This is a genomic window from Vibrio sp. 10N.261.45.E2 (genome assembly GCF_002875705.1).
Lineage (GTDB): Bacteria > Pseudomonadota > Gammaproteobacteria > Enterobacterales > Vibrionaceae > Vibrio.
The window spans coordinates 14,893-33,225 of record NZ_MCZZ01000125.1 but is presented as its reverse complement, the minus strand read 5'-3'; the positions used below and the strand labels follow the sequence as shown (position 1 = coordinate 33,225).

Here is an 18,333-nt window from a genome sequence, read left to right as displayed (position 1 = left end):
ATTACAACAAATTTAACATTTTATTATCATTAGCAAAAGTAAAATTTTGTTGAAACCTTCAACTCTGCACGCAAAATCTAGCCACCAATAAGATAAAGAGTTACATTTTAGATAGTTATACCAATCACAATAAGTAAGTGTTCAGAAATAGCGTAGGAAAAAGGCTTGAGAACAAGGAAGCTCTTTCAATAAATAGTTTTGATAAGTAGTTATTCTACAATCAAAATTCTAACGCAGCTATCGAGCGTTTTAACAAGCTAGGGTGAGCAGTTATTTACTACGATTGGTATTGAGTCGTCTCCTAACGGTACTCTTATGTCAGAAATCAAACAGCCAGTGATCATTGAGCATGCTAGCGACACACAGCACAAGCATGAAAAAAAGCCTCATATCGCCGATAGTGCCAGTAGAATGCTGCACATCGCACAAAGCTTCGGCCTCGATTCCTTAATTAGTCATAGTGCAAAGCCAAACGATAAAGCTGAGAATACGCTTATCGAACGGGCACTATTGCGAGAGAAAAAACGTAGAGAGCTTCGCCAAAAAAACCTAGAGCAGATTCTAAAGTTGGCACACTCTTCATGTAAGGATGAAGCAGCTGGAGACCCAGATCAGGACTGGCTATACCGTTTCTTCGATATGGCACAAGAGATCCACAATACATCGATGCAGAGACTATGGGCTCAAGTGCTGAAACGAGAAGTCACCAACCCAGGCTCGACGTCGATGAAAGCGCTGCAGATCTTAAAAGATATGACACCAAAAGAAGCGCTAACCCTACAGAGAGCGGCTTCACTCGGTTGTAGTTTTGGTAGCGACAACAGCAGAAAGCTATTACTTGGTTTTAAATCTCATGCTGGGTTATTCAGCTTTGGTAAAAGAGACACCACCAACACCATCAACCTTGGTGGGCACAACCTGCCCTACTCTAGCCTGCTTCATTTAATTGAACTCGGCATTATTCTGGGCACAGAGTTAGAGTCTGGTGAGATTGATTTCGATCCAGCACTGCACCTGACTTATCAAGGTAAGAGCATGTCACTGGCACCATTATCAAAAGGCGTGAAGCTGGTTTACTATCGATTCAGCCCTACAGGCAATGAACTTTGTACCTTGCTTGGTAACAAGCCCAACATGCAGTATTACGACCAATTGATTGCGCTATTGAGCCAAAAATTCACAGTACAAACAGAAGTGAAAAGTAGTGTGAATTACACCGTCTAGTCAATCGACGGTGCAAAGAATAGACGGTATAAAAAGTGAGGAATATTGGACAGGATAAGAGAATCTAGAGGACGGGTTTCTTGTCTCGGTAAACCAAGGCTGTACTACTTATCAGTCATGAATAAGCCGATAAGTAAGTGGGCAGCCTTAGTCATACCAGCGATCTCAATTGGCTAAAATATTACGCTTCTCTAACGCATCAATACACAGCTCGACCAATTCATCGAGTGTCTTCTCACCTGCGGGTAGATCAATCTCAGGGTTCTGAGGCGCTTCGTACACTGAACTAATACCGGTGAAGTTCGGGATTTCTCCTGCGCGTGCTTTCTTATACAAACCTTTAGGATCACGCTGTTCGCACACCTCTAATGGCGTATTGACGAACACCTCAAGGAATTCACCTTCCGGCATTAAATCACGTACCAACTGTCTTTCCGCTTGATGCGGAGAAATAAAGGCTGACAACACGATCAAGCCTGCATCAGCCATTAGCTTAGCTAACTCACCAATACGACGGATATTCTCTCGACGGTCTTGCTCGGAGAAACCAAGGTCACTACATAATCCATGACGCACATTGTCGCCATCCAATAAGTAAGTATGGTAACCAAGCTGTGCCAAGCGATTTTCTAATGCTCCAGCAACTGTCGATTTACCAGAACCAGATAGCCCCGTAAACCAGAGCACAGCTGGCTTTTGTGATTTCAGATCCGCGCGAAATGTTTTATCAATCGAGTGTTGATGCCACACAACATTCTCATCTTTAGGTTTGAGTACTGCGGTCATAATTAGTCCTTTAAATAAACAGCATTAAAATGGGAAAAAATAAGGAATTAGAGTCAGCACCAAACCCGAATAAACAATCGAGATTGGAATGCCGATACGTAGATAATCCGTTAAATGGTAATTACCTACGCTATAAACAAGTAAGTTGGTTTGATAACCATATGGCGAAATAAAGCTCGCACTCGCGCCAAACAGAACCGCCATAATGAACGGCATAGGGTCGACGCCATAGCCGACAGCCATGCTGTAGCCAATCGGAAATGAGAGTGCTGCAGCCGCATTGTTGGTCACCAACTCTGTCAGAACCAAGGTCATGAAATAGGTCGCGACTAACGCACCGAACACGCCCCAGCCATTAAAGGCTTCCATAAACATCAGCCCCATACGCTCAGACAAACCCGATGAAATCATCAGTTGAGCAATAGACAGAGCTGAGCCCACGATCACCACAATATCAACCGGGAAACGGCGGCGGAGCTCACCCAGCTGTACCACGCCAAATGCCACCAGCAACAGTAGAAAACCAGCTAAGCCTTTGATAATCGGTACTGCGTCGACAAGGGCTAAACCAATCACGCTAGCAAAGCCGAGCAACACAAATGTCGATTTATCGGCATCAAGCTTGGCACTCGAATCCAAGTCATTCATCAACACAAACTCTTTATTGTGTTGTTGGCGCTGTTCTTCAAAGCGTTTACCGGGTACTAAAATTAAGGTATCACCAGCCGTGAGAGTGATGTTTCCAAGGCCACCCTCTAGGCGTTCATGACCACGACGAATAGCGACCACAACTGCATCGAAACGGTCTCTAAATTGGCTGGTTTTCAGGGTTTTGTTACAGAAGCTTGCCGATGAGCTCACCACCACTTCAACAAAGCTCTGGCCATTTAAGTGGTGCTGACCAAACAGAGTCAGTCCTTGAATTTCTTGCAGTGTTGCCACGCTCTCGACATCACCACAAAACAGCAATCGGTCACGAGCTTGAAGAATAAAATCAGGGTCAATCGACGCCGTGGTTTTACCGTCGCGAATCACTTCCGCTAAGAACAGTTTTCTCAAGGCTCTTAGGTTGTTCTCACTCACACTGCGTCCAACTAACGGCGAACCGGGCTCTACTCTGGCTTCTAAGAAGTAAGGCAGATCATCTTGAGATCCATCATCGTAACTAGGTAGAAAGTAGCTGAGAGGAATAAGGATCAACACACCACCGACCAAAACCGCTAAACCGATCAAAGTGGGTGTGAAAAAGTTTAAGCTCGGTAGTCCAGCATCTTCAACAAAGCTATTGATGATCAAGTTGGTTGAGGTGCCGATCAATGTCAGTGTTCCACCCAAGATAGCGGCGTATGACAAAGGAATAAGTAACTTAGATGGCGCGTGTTGTTGATTACGTTTGATCGCCCCGATCAAAGAGACAACCACCGCCGTATTATTAGTAAAAGAAGAAAGTAGCGCTGTGGAAATACCCAACTTCGCAACTACGGTACCTAGCCTACCTTCAGAGATATTGCGGCTAACCCAGCTGATTAAGCGAGTTTTCTCCAACGCACTCGATGCGAGGATCAGAAGAATTAAAGTCAGTAACGAGGAGTTCGTGAAGTTGTTGGCTAAGCTCGACAGGTCGATCATGCCGCCCATGAAAGCAATGAACGCCGCGCCAGCAAAGATAAAACTTGGCTTAATACGGGTAACGAGCAGGCAAGTAATGATGCCGAGCAAAATCGCTAATACAAATCCTTGTTGCCACATATACCCGTCCTTTATGGCGGAAACGGTCGGTTTCCGCCTGATTCAATAAGCTGTTACTTGGTCGTTATGACTTCAGTAGCTGGCTTAAATCTTTGGCATCCCAATGAGGGAAGTGCTTGCGAACCAAAGCATTAAACTCAAGTTCAAATGCAGAGAAGTTACCGACTTGCTGCTCAACAGAGTCCAAACGGTCTCGAATCAAACCCGCACCAACCGTTACGTTAGTTAGACGGTCGATCACGATGAAACCACCGGTATCGGCACTTTCACGGTACTTATCCAGCGCGACAGTCTCGTTCAATGACCATTCACATAAACCAATACCATTCAATGGCAACTCATCCACTGCGTGGGTCGATAGGTTGTTGATGTCGTATTGGTGACGAACCGTTTCAACCTGACCTACCGTTTTCTTGCCAGCGATCTTGATGTCGTAAGCTTTGCCCGGTTGCAGTGGTTGTTCAGTCATCCACACGATGTCAGCTAATACATGGTTAGTCGATTCAATCTGAGCGTTTTCCAGCACAATCAAATCACCACGGCTGATATCGATCTCGTCTTCAAGGGTCAGCGTTACTGCTAAGCCCGCTTGCGCAGATTCCAAATCACCATCAAAAGTCACAATGCGTGCAACCTTAGAAGTTTTGCCTGATGGCAGTGCTTTGATTTCATCACCAACACTCACACGACCAGAAGCCACCGTGCCAGCAAAGCCACGGAAGTCTAAGTTCGGACGATTCACGTACTGCACAGGGAAACGGAATTCACCCGCAGAACGCTTTTGGTCAATGTCGACGTTCTCTAACACTTCTAGTAGGGATGGGCCTTCGAACCATGCTAGCTCTTTACTTGGCGCAGCAACGTTGATGCCCTCAAGTGCCGAAACTGGCAAGATCTGAATGTTAGTTTCGCCTTCTAGATTTTCAGCAAACTCTAGGTATTCATCGCGAATCTCTTCAAAACGATCTTGTGAATATTCCACGAGATCCATCTTGTTGACTGCAACGATGAAATGCTTCAAACCAAGCAGGTTAGAAATAAACGAGTGACGACGTGTTTGATCGAGAACGCCCTTACGAGCATCAATCAAGATCACAGCCAGATCACACGTTGAAGCGCCTGTTGCCATGTTGCGCGTGTACTGCTCATGCCCAGGGGTATCAGCAATAATGAATTTACGTTTTTGCGTCGAGAAGTAGCGGTAAGCGACATCGATGGTGATGCCTTGCTCACGTTCAGCCTGCAAGCCATCAACAAGCAGTGCCAGGTCAGGCTTCTCACCTGTAGTACCCACTCGTTGGCTATCCGAGTGAACTGCTGCTAGCTGATCTTCATAAATCTGTTTTGTATCATGGAGCAAGCGGCCGATTAACGTACTTTTACCGTCATCTACCGAGCCACAAGTTAAAAATCTAAGCATAGATTTATGCTGATGCTGACTTAGATAACCTTCAATCCCTAGTTCAGCCAATTCGGCTTCTACTGCACTATTCATTTTTCTTTCCTTAGATTTTTAGAAATAACCTTGGCGCTTTTTCAGCTCCATAGAGCCCGACTGATCATGGTCAATCGCTCGACCTTGACGCTCACTAGACGTCGCCACCAGCATCTCTTCAATAATGCCTGTTAGCGTATTCGCCTCAGATTCAACCGCTCCGGTTAGTGGGTAACAGCCTAAAGTACGAAAACGAACGCTTTTCTCTTCAATCACTTCACCTTCTTGCAGCTCCATACGGTCATCATCAACCATGATCAACATGCCATCACGCTCCACAACTGGACGCTTGTCTGAAAGGTAAAGTGGAACAATATCGATGCTCTCTAGATAGATGTATTGCCAAATATCCAGCTCAGTCCAGTTTGATAGAGGGAATACACGGATGCTTTCGCCCTTATTCACCTGACCGTTGTAGGTGTGCCAAAGCTCTGGACGCTGGTTCTTTGGATCCCACGTGTGGTTCTTATCACGGAAAGAGTACACACGCTCTTTCGCTCGAGATTTCTCTTCATCACGACGGGCGCCACCGAAAGCCGCATCGAACCCATACTTGTTTAACGCCTGCTTAAGACCCTGAGTTTTCATGATGTCTGTATGCTTCGAAGAGCCATGTACGAATGGGCTACAACCCATCTCGATACCTTCAGGGTTCTTATGTACCAAAAGGTCAAAACCGTACTTTTCTGCTGTGCGGTCACGAAACTCAATCATCTCGCGGAATTTCCAATCCGTATCAACATGTAATAGTGGAAATGGAATCTTGCCTGGGTAAAACGCTTTGCGAGCTAAATGAAGCATCACAGAAGAATCTTTACCGATGGAGTACATCATCACTGGGTTATCAAACTCAGCCGCCACTTCACGGATAATATGAATACTTTCCGCTTCTAGCTGTTTTAGGTGGGTTAAACGTTCTTGGTCCATTTCAGTGCTTCCTTTAAGGCTCGCGTTACGAGCAATTCATTACTTGGTCTTGCCAAGCAAGGGATTTAACTCATCCACTTGAGTGAATGGGAGTATTGGCACTAGAAGAAAACAGAAGCTTCGTTTTGAGCTATCCTTGCTATTCATCTGCCTGATACGTCCTTGATATAGGCATTATGACGAGCCTCTCATATTACTGGAAATTCTAAAATTTCATTTTTTATTCGAAAAGCTGATAAGGGATTAAATTTATAGATAAGCAGGTGAAATGAATGGACTAATCTTATCGATTTCAATTGTGCATTGATTGAGCAGGTTTGGGAGGCGTCTTGCAGAACACCATAAAGTAATCGATCTAAGTCACGAATTAACATTCGTTGTAATCATTGTTTCATTCCATTTTGTTACATTACGCAACGAATTTTCTACTATCCACTTTGGAGCTACAAAATGAAAGTTGCAATGAAACCTTTGTCATTGGCTGTACTTGCAGGTCTTGGCTTGACTCTAGCAGGCTGTACAACAACACCAGATACCGATGAAGTGATTAAACTACGTGTCGTAGAGACAACGGACATCCATACCAACCTAATGGATTACGATTACTACAAAGACAAGCCATCGAAGAAAATTGGTTTAGCACGTACTGCAACTTTAGTAAAAGAAGCTCAAAACGAAGTAACAAACAGCGTATTAGTTGATAACGGTGACTTGCTACAAGGTAGCCCAATGGGTGACTACATGGCAGACAAAGGCATCGTTGCAGGTGAAGTTCACCCTGCATACAAAGCAATGAACCAACTAAGCTACGATGCAGCAAACATCGGTAACCACGAATTCAACTACGGTCTTGAATTCCTAGAAGAATCTATCAACGACGCTGATTTCCCATACATCAGTGCTAACGTTTACGACGCAGAAACGAACGAGCACTACTTCACGCCTTACATCATCAAGACACACACGTTTGAAGATACAGCAGGCGTAGAGCATGAAATCCAAGTGGGTTACATCGGTTTCGTTCCACCACAAATCATGACGTGGGATAAGAAGAATCTTGAAGGTAAAGTTACTGCTCGCGACATCATTGAAACTGCGAATGAGTTAGTGCCTCAAATGAAGGCTGAAGGTGCAGACGTTATTGTTGCTATCCCTCACTCTGGCGTATCTCAAGACCCATACAAAGCTGGCGAAGAAAACTCTACGCTTTACCTTTCTGAAGTAGAGGGCATTGATGCTATCGCATTCGGCCACTCTCACGCGGTATTCCCTGGTAAAGGATTCGACAACATCCAAGGAGTTGACAACGAAAACGGCACCATGAATGGTGTTGCGGCAGTAATGCCAGGTCGCTGGGGTAGCCACGTAGGTGTTATGGACCTAACACTTGCACAAAAAGACGGTAAGTGGGAAGTGGTTAAAGGCCAATCTGAAGCACGCCCTATCTACGACAAGATCGAGAAGAAATCACTGGCTGCAGCGGATGAAGGCATCGTAACAGCGCTAGAAAAAGATCACCAAGGTACTCGTGATTTTGTGAACCAACCTATTGGTAAAGCAGATGACGTGATGTACAGCTTCCTGTCTCTAGTACAAGACGATCCAACAGTACAGATCGTTAACCTTGCACAAAAAGATTACGTTGAGCAATTCATCCAAGGTGACCCAGACCTAGATGGCACACCAGTACTTTCAGCAGCGGCACCATTCAAAGCGGGCGGCCGTAAGAATGACCCAGCTAACTTCACTGAAGTTGAATCTGGTCAACTAACTTTCCGTAACGCAGCTGACTTGTACCTATACCCGAACACGCTAGTTGCGATGAAGGTAACGGGTCACGAAGTAAAAGAGTGGCTTGAGTGTTCTGCTGGTCAATTCAACCAGATCGACGTTAACTCAACTGCCCCACAATCGTTGATCGAGTGGGATAACTTCCGTACTTACAACTTCGATGTTATCGATGGTGTTGATTACCAAATCGACGTAACTCAACCTGCGAAATACGATGCAAACTGTAAAGTGGTTAACCCTAACTCACAACGTATTGTTGGTCTAACTTACCAAGGTAAGCCAATCGACATGAAGCAAGACTTCCTGATCGCGACCAACAACTACCGTGCATACAGTGCTAAATTCCCAGGTACAGGTGAAGACTTCATCGCATTTGATGCACCAGATGAGAACCGTACTGTACTTGCAAACTACATCTCTCACGTAAGCAAAGAGCAAGGCCAAGTGAGCCCAACAGCTGACAACAACTGGTCATTTGCGCCAATCAAAACGGATAAAAAGCTAGATATCCGCTTTGAAACGTCGCCAAGTGAGAAAGCGGCACAGTTCATCAAAGAGAAGGGTCAATACCCAATGAAACGTGTTGCGACTGACGATGTTGGTTTCGCGGTTTACCAAATTGACCTAACTAAATAAACTACTTAAGTAATCCATAGTTAACCTTCTAAAAGGCTGAGTTTAACGACTCAGCCTTTTTCTTTTCTTCTCAATATTCAGTCCAATTTCCTGCGTTCATGATCTTTTAACGTCCTCTAATTCTGAACCGAAACCGTACACCTCAACCTCCCCATTGCACCCAATCAACACAAAAAAGCGGGAATTGTCTGTAAGTTTTTCTCTGCTCCTCGTGTCTATTTATTTTACTACACTCAATGAATGGCCAATAAGCCATTCATCTATAGGATAGATAAGGACATTTGATGAGCACCGTCGAGAGCATTCAAGCATGGTTACATTCAGGAGAGGAGTCGCTGCTATGGCTGATGCTTGGCATCATCGCGCTTTCTTACCTGCTTGAAGATCTTGCGATTGTGACTGCTGCCGGTTTAGCCACGCAAGGACTCATTCTTCCTCAATATGCATTGCTTGCGATTTTCATCGGCATAGCCACCGGGGACCTTGGCCTCTATTACCTTGGGAAATCAGGGCGTTATTTCAGAGGCGTTCGATACAAGGCCCTCACTAACAGATACTTTCGTATGCTTCGTACCAAATTACGTCAAAACGCATTCAGCAGCCTTTTTGTCATCCGCTTTATTCCAGGGCTGCGTACCGTTGGTTTTACCCTGAGTGGATTTTTCGCCATCCCGCTGCCTACTTTCTTGTTTGCCGTGATCAGTGCCACAGCGCTCTGGACTGGCATTGTCTTCTCTGCCATCTACTATTTAGGGACATCAGCGTGGCTGCAAGCCTCTGAATATCAATGGATCGTCATTCCGTGTGCCATCGCTTTGCTGTTTATCGGCAATCGACTAATGAATAAAACCTACTCTAGAGGATTATCATGAGTTCACCGCAAGATATTCACATCATTCCCGCACATCAAATTAATGCAGGCATGCCTCTGCTTGAAAAAGATACCGCGCGTAGTGTCTCTCCTTATGAGTTTCTTCCGACATGGTTCTTCTACACTCCAGTCGTCATTCAAAGCCTGATGCAAGGGTTACGGCACTTTGACTGGGCGCTACCGCTCATCGCCAATCCGAGTATCAAACTCAGTGGTATGGTCGGCGAGTCAAAACACGAGATATTAAGCCTTGCCGGATCTTCAAGTCAGCGTTGGATCTCACCGTTTATCACCCTCACTAAAACGGATCTCAACAGTAAGAAACAAGCCGAAGATGCGCGCAGCGCACTCATACAGTCGGATCTCGATTTCCCGATTGTGGCTAAACCGGATCTTGGTTGTCGGGGTGTTGGCGTTAAGCTGATCAACACACAAGAGCAACTTGAGCAGTATGTTGAATCTTTCCCAAATAATGCTCGCTTTCTATTGCAAGAAAAGGCGCCTTATCAAGCCGAAGCGGGTGTTTTCTATGTTCGCTACCCAAATAAAAAGCAAGGCGAGATCATCTCGATCACACTCAAATATGCGCCAATGGTGATGGGTGATGGCAAGTCGACACTCAAGCAGTTAATTGAAAATAGCCCGCGTGCTGGGCAGCTCAGCCACCTCTATCTGCCAAGGCATGAAGATAAATTGGATCAAGTGCTCGCAGAGGGCGAAGAGTTCCAACTTGCCTTCGCAGGTAGTCATAGCCGCGGCTGTATCTTCCGAGACGGCAATCAGTACATTACTCAAGCTTTAACCGAACGTTTAGACGAAATCTTCGACGACTTCGATGGTTTCCACTTTGGTCGACTCGACGTCAAGTTTAAAGACATGCACAGCCTAATGAACGGCGAGGATTTCACGATTCTTGAGGTCAATGGCGCAAGCAGCGAGGCCGGACATATCTGGGACCGAAACACACCACTGCGAGAGATATTTTCTACTCTACTTCTGCAATACCGCATTCTTTTTGATATTGGTGCTCAACAAAAACAAAGAGGCCATCAACCTCCTTCTTTTAAGAGCTTATTTAACGCGTGGCAAGAAGAGCGACGCCTTGTTCAACAATATCCGACCACCGATTAACTTTGTACGAGGATCATGAATGAACCCCATAGCCCAACCGAGCGCCCTCACGTCTTTCTCTCCTAGTATCAAGGGAGCGGTAGAGATATTGAATCAGGGTTTAGAGTTTCTATTAGCGATTTCTGACAGCGACTACCTGACACGAGCGAAGCCGCACGTCACAAGCTCTATTGGTGAGCATACTCGCCACACGCTCGATCTTTTTCATGCGCTAATTTTAAAAGAGAACGCGACCGTTGATTACAACACTCGTCGTCGTGGTCACCCTGTCGAATACGATCGCTCAATCGCGGCAAAAGAGATCCACTATGTGATCAACTGGCTTGAACGATTAGACCGCAACGATCTCGAAGCGCCTATCATGATCCAAACTGAGGTTTCGATGGACGATCAGGTGTTTACAAGTCTGCCTTCAACGCTTGAAAGAGAGGTCACCTTTGCCGCCCTGCATGCCAATCATCATTATGCGATGATCAAAGTAATCACCACCTTCCTAGATATTGAAACCTGCAACACCTTTGGTTATGCCCCAACCACCAGTAGCTATCTGAGGGAGCAATAATCATGTGTTCAGTATCTTGGCTACTTGAAGAAAATGGTTATCAAGTCTTTTTTAATCGTGATGAACAAAAGACCCGCGCATTGGCGATGCCACCGAAGCAATATCGAGTCAGCGGTGTCGATATCATCATGCCACTCGACCCAACGGGCGGTGGTAGCTGGATAAGCATTAACGAGTTTGGGCTTTCGCTATGCTTACTCAATAATTATCAAGGCATCGTTCCAGTCGGCCCTTTGGTCAGCCGTGGTTTGTTACTTAAAAGCCTATCCTCAAGTCGTAATATCAGTCAGCTTTCTGAAGCATTTCATAAGCTAGACCTGAACTCTTTTGCCCCGTTTACCTTACTGGCTTTTGCACCAAACCTAACTCAATACAATGGTTTGGTTATCGCCTACATGTGGGATGGCATTCAACAGAAAATAGTGGAAACCGACTCACCACTATTCTCATCCGGTGTTGATTTAGCGCGAGTGCAAGCCTACCGACAAGCCAAATACGATCAGCTAATGGCAACAGGTAAGAATCAACAGAATTTACTGCAGTTTCATTCTCACCATCACAGTGAGCAGCCCCATTTAGCAACTTGTATGCATCGTGAAGACGCACACACAGTCAGCTTTACCCATTTACGTAATCTGCACGGTCAAGCCTCGATGTTTTATGCACCAGGCTCGCCATGTGAACCCATTAAACCATGCCAGATAAATCAGCAGCGCTTTACCTTTGATTTATCACCTGCAATCAATCTATAGATGGAGTCCATCATGAGAAAACTATTAACCATGGTTCTGCTACTTGTTAGCCCATACGTATTTGCTGCCGATGAAATCTATACCGGCTTCTTTAGCAGTAAGGCACTCGATGGCTACGATACCGTTGCTTATTTCACTTCAGGGAAGCCAGTTGAAGGGAGTAAGAAGTTCAGCACAGAGTACAGAGGCGCGGACTGGTATTTCTCTTCTGAAAAGAATCTGACTTTATTTGTTAATAATCCTGAAAAATATGCCCCTCAATATGGTGGTTATTGCGCATGGGCTGTTTCTGCCAAAAACGACTTCGCACCAGGCGACCCACAGTATTGGACCATAGTTGATGACAAACTTTATCTTAACTACGACCAAGAGATTCAAACCACTTGGGAGCAAGACCGTGCACAGCACATTCAACAAGCTGATAAAGCTTGGCCGCAGCTGATTAAATAAGGTAGCTTCATTATGATTGATAGTCCTTTTCGTTTACCACGTTACACGCCTTTTGGTTTAGGTGAGTCTGTTGTCGAGTGGGCAACTGGGCTATCTAAGCTAGACCGACTCTATCAAAATCGACAAAACGAGTTATCTAGCTTCGAATTCATGAATTACACTCTATCGGCGCTCAATATCGACTACTCGGTTGCATCGGGCACCACAGAGAATATCCCAGAAGAAGGGCCTGTAGTGATTGTAGCCAACCATCCACTTGGAGCAATTGAAGGTGTGATCCTTGCTGATCTCGTAGGATCAGTCAGAAAGGATGTGAAGGTGTTAGCGAATGAGTTGCTCAAGCGACTGCCTGAACTGGATGATCTTTTCATTGGCATTGATGTGTTTAATGGTAAAGAATCGAAACGCACCAATGCCAAAGCCATTAGAGATGCCAATAGTCACTTGGCCGCTGGTGGGTTATTAATTGTGTTTCCAGCAGGTGAAGTATCAAGTTACCGTAAAGGGGCAAAAACACTAACAGACATCGAATGGAGCAAATCAGTCGCGAAGTTCGTCAAACGTCACCAAGCAACCACGGTGCCTATCTTTATCAATGGCAAAAACAGCGAGCTTTTCTACCAAGCTGGGCGAGTTCATCCACTATTAAGAACCGCTCTACTCGGTCGTGAACTTCTTAATAAACAGGCAACGACTATCTCTATCTCGATTGGAGCATCGATTCCGTATTCAGAGATAAAATCTTTTGAAAAAGAAATGGATATCGTCAACTACCTGCGGCTCAATACCTACCTAATGAGTCAACAAGATAGTCCGAGTACGCCAATCCACGCACCCTCTTTTGATACTCAAGTGATTGCGCCTATTCCGTCAGAAGTGTTGGCAATAGAGGTCGATTCTCTGCCTGAAGAGATGAAGTTATTTGAGCAAGGGGACTTCGAGGTCTACTGCACGCCAAGCCAATCTATTCCAAACTTAATGCGTGAAATTGGTCGAATCAGAGAAGAAAGCTTTAGAGAAGTTGGTGAAGGCAGCGGGCTTGCCTGTGATTTGGACGAGTATGATCTTTATTACCATCAACTGTTTGTATGGAATAAAGCCAAGGCAGAACTGGTCGGCGCGTATCGACTCGGTATGGTCGACAAACTCATCTCAGAGCACGGACTTGATCAGCTCTACTCTCGTAGCCTGTTCAACTACAACCAAGAGTTTATCGATACGTTAGAAAGCAGTATTGAGCTTGGCCGTTCCGTAGTGAGTAAGCCATATCAAAAGAGTCTGAACTCACTGTTACTATTGTGGAAAGGCATTGCGACCTTTGTGTCTCGTCACCCTCAATACACTCATCTATTTGGCCCGGTCAGTATCAGTAATGATTACAGCCACAATGCGCGCCTGTTGATCGCGACCACCTTATCGATCCACCACTACGATGAGGAAAAGGCCAATCTGGTTTCCCCTTCTTCACCACTCAATACCAGTAGTCATGTGTTCTGGCAGAATCATCTCTTGTCGTCACTGGCGAGCGTGCCTCTGCTTTCTAAAGTATTAGCTCGTATGGAGCAAGGTAAAGGCCTACCTGTGTTATTGCGCCAATACCTAGGGATGAACGGGAAGTTGGTTTGCTTTAACGTCGACCCATCATTTAATGATGCCTTGGATGGTTTGATTGTCGTGAACCTTAAGAAGGTACCATTGAAGACCTTAGGTAAGTACATGGGCCGAGAGCTTGCCCAAGACTATCTAGAGCAACACGCGCGGCGCTGATTTCGCCCGCTCTGTACCTACACCCAAATAAGTGCGATGATTTCGGCACTTATTTGGGTTAGGTTATTTCCATGCACACCTCTTTTATCGAACAACTACAAAGCTTCGACTTCTCAGAAAGTCAGATTGATTCTCTACTCGCCGTCGCAAAGCCGCTTGAGCTGCCAACAAGACACGTCCTTATCAATCAAGGAGAGATGGCGAGTTCAATCTACTTTGTGCTGGAGGGCTTATGCCATGCCTGTTACCTCACCGATGAAGGCAAACAGTACAGCAAAGAGTTCTACTGGGAACAAGATTGGATCATCGGCTTTGAGAGTCTGATAAAAAACCAAGCGTCCCCTTACCTACTAGAAACACTGACGCCCATCACCATGTTAGAACTGCCAATGAATGCCGTTATCGAGTGGCGTGCATCAAATAATCCTTTGTATTTAAAGCTTTTAGAAACTCAACTGATGCATAAAGAAAACAAAGAGCGCTTCATGCTGCTCTACACCCCAGAGCAACGTTACCAGCTTTTCTGCGAACACTATCCAGACCTTGAACAGCGTCTAAACGATAATCAAATTGCCGCTTATTTAGGAATAACCGCGATCAGCCTTAGCAGAATTAAAGGTCGAATTAACAATAGTTAATGCCAACAATCATCGCACATAGTACATTCAGAGCATCGATAACCTCTGGATGTAAACATGATCACTTGGCACTCAATTCCCTTTTCTGAACTTTCAACACATCAGCTTTATCAACTACTTAAATTGCGAATCGATGTATTTGTGGTTGAGCAAACCTGCCCTTATCCAGAGCTTGACGGTAAAGACACACTCGCGGGTGTTGAGCACCTGCTTGGCTATGTGGGTGAAGAGTTGATAGCGTGTGCACGCTTATTACCACCTGGCACATCTTACGACAATACAAGCATCGGCCGAGTAGCAACCAAACAATCAGCGAGAGGTGGCGGTTTAGGGCATCAATTGATAAAAGAAGCGCTAACTCGTTGTGAAGATCTTTGGCCAAACACGACCATCGACATTGGTGCACAGCAGCACCTAGAAAGCTTCTATGCTAGCCACGGCTTCAAGACGATCTCAGATATGTACCTCGAAGATGACATTCCTCATATAGACATGAGATTAGAAAAATAATGACGAATATCACTGCCGGTATTCTATTGTTGGTTGCAGGTAACTTGTTTGCCTCGCTCTCTGACGTAGCAGTGAAGTTATTGAATGGAGAAGTACCGCCGCTTCAGTACATTTTTTTCCGACAGTTGATATCTCTGTTGCTCATTACGCCATTGTGGCTACAGCAAAGCAAAGAGCAACGCCGCTTACAACAAGCTAAAGTCACCTTTATCCGCGGTCAGCTGATCTTAATTGGTAGTGGATGTATGGTCGTCGCCATCACGCATTTGTCTTTGGCAACCGCCAACGCAGTATTTTATGTCGCGCCTTTACTGATGTTGCCACTCTCTATGCTTCTACTCAAAGAGCAACCGGCACTCGGCAAGGTTATCGCCACGACCATAGGTTTTGTTGGTGCATTAATTGTCTTGAGGCCATCTCAATTTCATTGGGCAGCACTGTTCGCTTTGGGTACAGCACTTACCCTCGCACTATTTAATGTACTGGTAAGAAAACTTCCTAGCGAGCAGACCGTCGTCACGACGCTGTGGTGGACAACCGTATTCTCTATTCCTGCATCCTTGTTATTGTGCTTCTTATACTGGCAACCCGTTTCTATAGAGCACCTAGGATACATAGCCCTAAGTGCAACACTCATATTGAGCTATAACGGTCTTGCTGTTGCTGCCTACCAAAAAGCACACTCTAGCCAAATTGCCTTGGCTGAGTATTCAGGATTAGTGTTTGTCGCACTAATCGGCGCAATATGGTTCGATGAGATTCCAGATACATTAACCTTTATCGGAATTATGCTTATCATCTTGCCATTGGCCCCTTTTAAGCGACCAAAAAAAAGAGCTAGTGCTTAGCTCTTTCTTATCGTCTACCTGTGCCTGGTAAAGTACTTTAACTCAGGTTCTTTTACTTACTGCGACCAAAACCACCATCTGATAAGCGGAAGAACATTACCGAAGTGTCGCCTTTCTCTAGCTGAAGAATGTCCAACTGCCCAGTTTCAGCAAGTTTAAAACGAACAAGCTGACCTTTGCGGATCTGGCTTAGTGGCTTATCAGCTCCTTCAATACGTACTAACGCATTCAAGTCAGACAAGGGTAGATCGTTGTTTCGGAAAACCTGCGCTAGCGTATCACCTTGCTTGACGAGGTACTCTTGCCAATTATTGTTGCTCGATTCAGATGAACTGCTCTTGGTATTTTGCTGCTCGCTTAAGCCAACAGTGTTTATTTCAAGTTCGACACGCGATGTTGTTGGAGTAGTGTCTACTTTAGGTTCTGGTAGCGGCACAAAAAGTAATATCAGTACGATCGGAGAAATCACCATCAACAGTCTTTGGTGTAACTTCGGCAATGACCCCCAAGTTTGCGCTGTCGAGGTTTTCATTTTCTTCACATCGATCGAACTCAATTTCTCTTTGACCTGATTCAGTCGATCCTTGAATTCTGCTAAGTGGTCAACTTTCTGTTTTTTCTTTTGACGACGATTCATACCACTGCGTCCTATACATTGAATAACTACAGTATAAAAACCAAAGTACCAACAGTATAGATCTTTCCGTCACAACAAGGCCCAAAGCGAGAAAATTGACATGGCTGTGATTTGGGCACGGTAAAGCGCAAGTGATCAGGGTCTAGCCGTTTCTTCACGCTGCTAATACTGGTATTCTTACCCTTTTCGTACTGACAAAAAGAGTGACTTTTCATGTCTGAAGTAAAATTTGAAACTGTAGAGCAAAAAGCTAGCTACGGTATCGGTCTGCAAATGGGCCAACAACTTGCTGGTTCTGGTCTTGAAGGCCTAAACGTTGACGCAATCGCTGCTGGTATCGCAACAGCTCTAGTTGGTGACATGCCAGCTATCGAAGTTGACGAAATCAACAACGCACTACAAGAGCTACACACTCGCGGTGAAGCTGCACGTCAAGAACTGGCTAAAGCTGCTGCTGCTGACGGCGAAGCTTTCCTAGCTGACAACGCTCTTCGTTCAGAAGTAACAGTTCTTGAGTCTGGTCTTCAGTACGAAGTACTAACTGAAGGTACTGGCGAAATCCCAACAGCAGACAAGCAAGTACGCGTTCACTACCACGGCGAGCTAACTGACGGTACTGTTTTCGACAGCTCTGTATCTCGCGGTCAACCAGCTGAATTCCCAGTAACTGGCGTAATTCAAGGTTGGGTACAAGCTCTACAAATGATGCCTGTTGGTTCTAAGTGGAAGCTATACATCCCTCAAGATCTAGCATACGGTGAGCGTGGCGCAGGTGCTGCAATCCCACCATTTGCTGCTCTAGTATTTGAAGTAGAACTTCTAGCTATTCTTTAATTTTTATAAAAACCTTTAGTAAAACAAAATACTATAGGCAAATAAAATTAAAATAATGCAACGGCGATGTCACTACATCGCCGTTTTTCGTTTATAGTGAAAGAGTAAATTACTTTATTACTTAAGGACGAATAATGAAGAAAGTACTTATCACAGTTTTAAGCAGCCTTGCTGTTGTTTCTTGCGCTAGCACTAGCGACTCTGAACAAACCAGTTCATCATCAGATGCCAACTATTCCCAACTATCACAAACCGCACTAATGGCAGCGGTTAATATGTGGTCTCAACAAAATGAAACAACACCTCTTGCAGATACTGTTGCTGACCAAGCATCTGTAACTAGCGATCAAGCGATTGGCGGTATCGGTTCAATGTTGGCTCTCGCACAAAACTCTCTTGGCACAGCCGACAATAAAGAACTTGCGACACTTATTCCTGGAATGTCGAGCCTCAAGTCTACAGGCCTATCATCACTACTAAACTCACAAGGCGCGGTTGAAAGTGCCTTTTCTAGTCTCGGTATGGACTCATCGATGGTGTCGACATTTGCACCAATCATTCTCCAAGCACTTCAATCTCAAGGTGCAACGAGCGGCTTGATGGATTCACTTTCAGCTATATGGCAATAATCGTTAATTCTTACTAGCGAGCTTAAATATTTGATAAGGGCACTTCGGTGCTCTTTTTTGTGCCCACAAGAAAAGTGTACGAGATACGAGATACGA

General features: G+C 45.1%; 18 protein-coding genes. 13 read left to right on the top strand and 5 right to left on the bottom strand.

Annotated features, from left to right (window positions below; translation table 11 throughout):
* The first annotated feature begins 315 nt into the window (after nt 1-315).
* Entirely contained in the window at nt 316-1,224 is a 909-nt protein-coding gene (locus BCT34_RS12675; protein WP_076651547.1) for a TIGR03899 family protein, read from the top strand.
* Between the two features lie 165 nt (nt 1,225-1,389).
* Here BCT34_RS12675 and cysC read toward each other — a convergent pair whose 3' ends face one another.
* The 4 genes from cysC to cysD all read right to left on the bottom strand — a co-directional run bounded on the left by cysC (nt 1,390) and on the right by cysD (nt 6,217).
* Nucleotides 1,390-2,010 carry an adenylyl-sulfate kinase gene (gene cysC, locus BCT34_RS12670; protein ID WP_076651548.1) on the bottom strand — a complete coding sequence of 207 codons (621 nt, stop codon included), beginning with the start codon at nt 2,008-2,010 and terminating at the stop codon, nt 1,390-1,392.
* Between the two features lie 24 nt (nt 2,011-2,034).
* Nucleotides 2,035-3,759, bottom strand: coding sequence for an SLC13 family permease (locus tag BCT34_RS12665; RefSeq protein ID WP_076651549.1), 1,725 nt, complete (start codon nt 3,757-3,759; stop codon nt 2,035-2,037).
* Between the two features lie 64 nt (nt 3,760-3,823).
* Nucleotides 3,824-5,254 (bottom strand): sulfate adenylyltransferase subunit CysN, encoded by a 1,431-nt coding sequence (gene cysN / locus BCT34_RS12660; RefSeq protein ID WP_048662155.1) that lies wholly within the window; start codon nt 5,252-5,254, stop codon nt 3,824-3,826.
* Nucleotides 5,255-5,272: 18 nt separating this feature from the next.
* Nucleotides 5,273-6,217 carry a sulfate adenylyltransferase subunit CysD gene (gene cysD / locus BCT34_RS12655; RefSeq protein ID WP_258954156.1) on the bottom strand — a complete coding sequence of 315 codons (945 nt, stop codon included), beginning with the start codon at nt 6,215-6,217 and terminating at the stop codon, nt 5,273-5,275.
* A 414-nt stretch (nt 6,218-6,631) separates the two neighbouring features.
* Between cysD and BCT34_RS12650 the strand changes: the two genes are divergently transcribed.
* The 10 genes from BCT34_RS12650 to BCT34_RS12605 all read left to right on the top strand — a co-directional run bounded on the left by BCT34_RS12650 (nt 6,632) and on the right by BCT34_RS12605 (nt 16,137).
* Entirely contained in the window at nt 6,632-8,608 is a 1,977-nt protein-coding gene (locus BCT34_RS12650; RefSeq protein ID WP_076651550.1) for a bifunctional 2',3'-cyclic-nucleotide 2'-phosphodiesterase/3'-nucleotidase, read from the top strand.
* Nucleotides 8,609-8,892: 284 nt separating this feature from the next.
* Nucleotides 8,893-9,480 (top strand): DedA family protein, encoded by a 588-nt coding sequence (locus BCT34_RS12645; RefSeq protein WP_076651551.1) that lies wholly within the window; start codon nt 8,893-8,895, stop codon nt 9,478-9,480.
* Complete coding sequence (locus tag BCT34_RS12640; RefSeq protein ID WP_076651552.1) at nt 9,477-10,610, top strand: ATP-grasp domain-containing protein; 1,134 nt, start codon at nt 9,477-9,479, stop codon at nt 10,608-10,610. Before BCT34_RS12645 ends, BCT34_RS12640 begins: the two co-directional genes overlap by 4 nt.
* Before the next feature lie 19 nt (nt 10,611-10,629).
* Entirely contained in the window at nt 10,630-11,172 is a 543-nt protein-coding gene (locus tag BCT34_RS12635) for a hypothetical protein (RefSeq protein ID WP_076651553.1), read from the top strand.
* A 2-nt stretch (nt 11,173-11,174) separates the two neighbouring features.
* Nucleotides 11,175-11,924: an NRDE family protein gene (locus BCT34_RS12630; RefSeq protein ID WP_076651554.1), complete on the top strand. Its 750-nt coding sequence runs from the start codon at nt 11,175-11,177 to the stop codon at nt 11,922-11,924.
* A 12-nt stretch (nt 11,925-11,936) separates the two neighbouring features.
* Nucleotides 11,937-12,374 (top strand): YHS domain-containing (seleno)protein, encoded by a 438-nt coding sequence (locus BCT34_RS12625; RefSeq protein ID WP_076651555.1) that lies wholly within the window; start codon nt 11,937-11,939, stop codon nt 12,372-12,374.
* Nucleotides 12,375-12,386: 12 nt separating this feature from the next.
* The gene (locus BCT34_RS12620; protein WP_076651556.1) at nt 12,387-14,141 is read left to right on the top strand and encodes a lysophospholipid acyltransferase family protein; all 1,755 of its coding nucleotides are present in this window, start codon (nt 12,387-12,389) and stop codon (nt 14,139-14,141) included.
* A gap of 71 nt (nt 14,142-14,212) precedes the next feature.
* On the top strand, nt 14,213-14,779 hold the full coding sequence (locus BCT34_RS12615; RefSeq protein WP_076651557.1) for a Crp/Fnr family transcriptional regulator: 567 nt from the start codon (nt 14,213-14,215) through the stop codon (nt 14,777-14,779).
* A gap of 57 nt (nt 14,780-14,836) precedes the next feature.
* Nucleotides 14,837-15,289: a GNAT family N-acetyltransferase gene (locus BCT34_RS12610; protein ID WP_076651558.1), complete on the top strand. Its 453-nt coding sequence runs from the start codon at nt 14,837-14,839 to the stop codon at nt 15,287-15,289.
* Nucleotides 15,289-16,137 (top strand): DMT family transporter, encoded by an 849-nt coding sequence (locus BCT34_RS12605; RefSeq protein ID WP_076651559.1) that lies wholly within the window; start codon nt 15,289-15,291, stop codon nt 16,135-16,137. The genes BCT34_RS12610 and BCT34_RS12605 overlap by 1 nt, the downstream gene beginning before the upstream one ends.
* A gap of 52 nt (nt 16,138-16,189) precedes the next feature.
* Here the strand turns inward: BCT34_RS12605 and BCT34_RS12600 are convergent, their stop codons facing one another.
* A complete protein-coding gene (locus BCT34_RS12600; protein WP_076651560.1) occupies nt 16,190-16,774 on the bottom strand; it encodes a LysM-like peptidoglycan-binding domain-containing protein in 585 nt (194 codons plus the stop codon).
* 213 nt (nt 16,775-16,987) lie between these two features.
* Between BCT34_RS12600 and BCT34_RS12595 the strand changes: the two genes are divergently transcribed.
* Both BCT34_RS12595 and BCT34_RS12590 read left to right on the top strand, forming a co-directional pair.
* Nucleotides 16,988-17,608 (top strand): FKBP-type peptidyl-prolyl cis-trans isomerase, encoded by a 621-nt coding sequence (locus BCT34_RS12595; protein ID WP_008220519.1) that lies wholly within the window; start codon nt 16,988-16,990, stop codon nt 17,606-17,608.
* A 134-nt stretch (nt 17,609-17,742) separates the two neighbouring features.
* Nucleotides 17,743-18,237: a DUF2780 domain-containing protein gene (locus BCT34_RS12590; RefSeq protein WP_076651561.1), complete on the top strand. Its 495-nt coding sequence runs from the start codon at nt 17,743-17,745 to the stop codon at nt 18,235-18,237.
* The last annotated feature ends 96 nt before the right edge of the window (nt 18,238-18,333 follow it).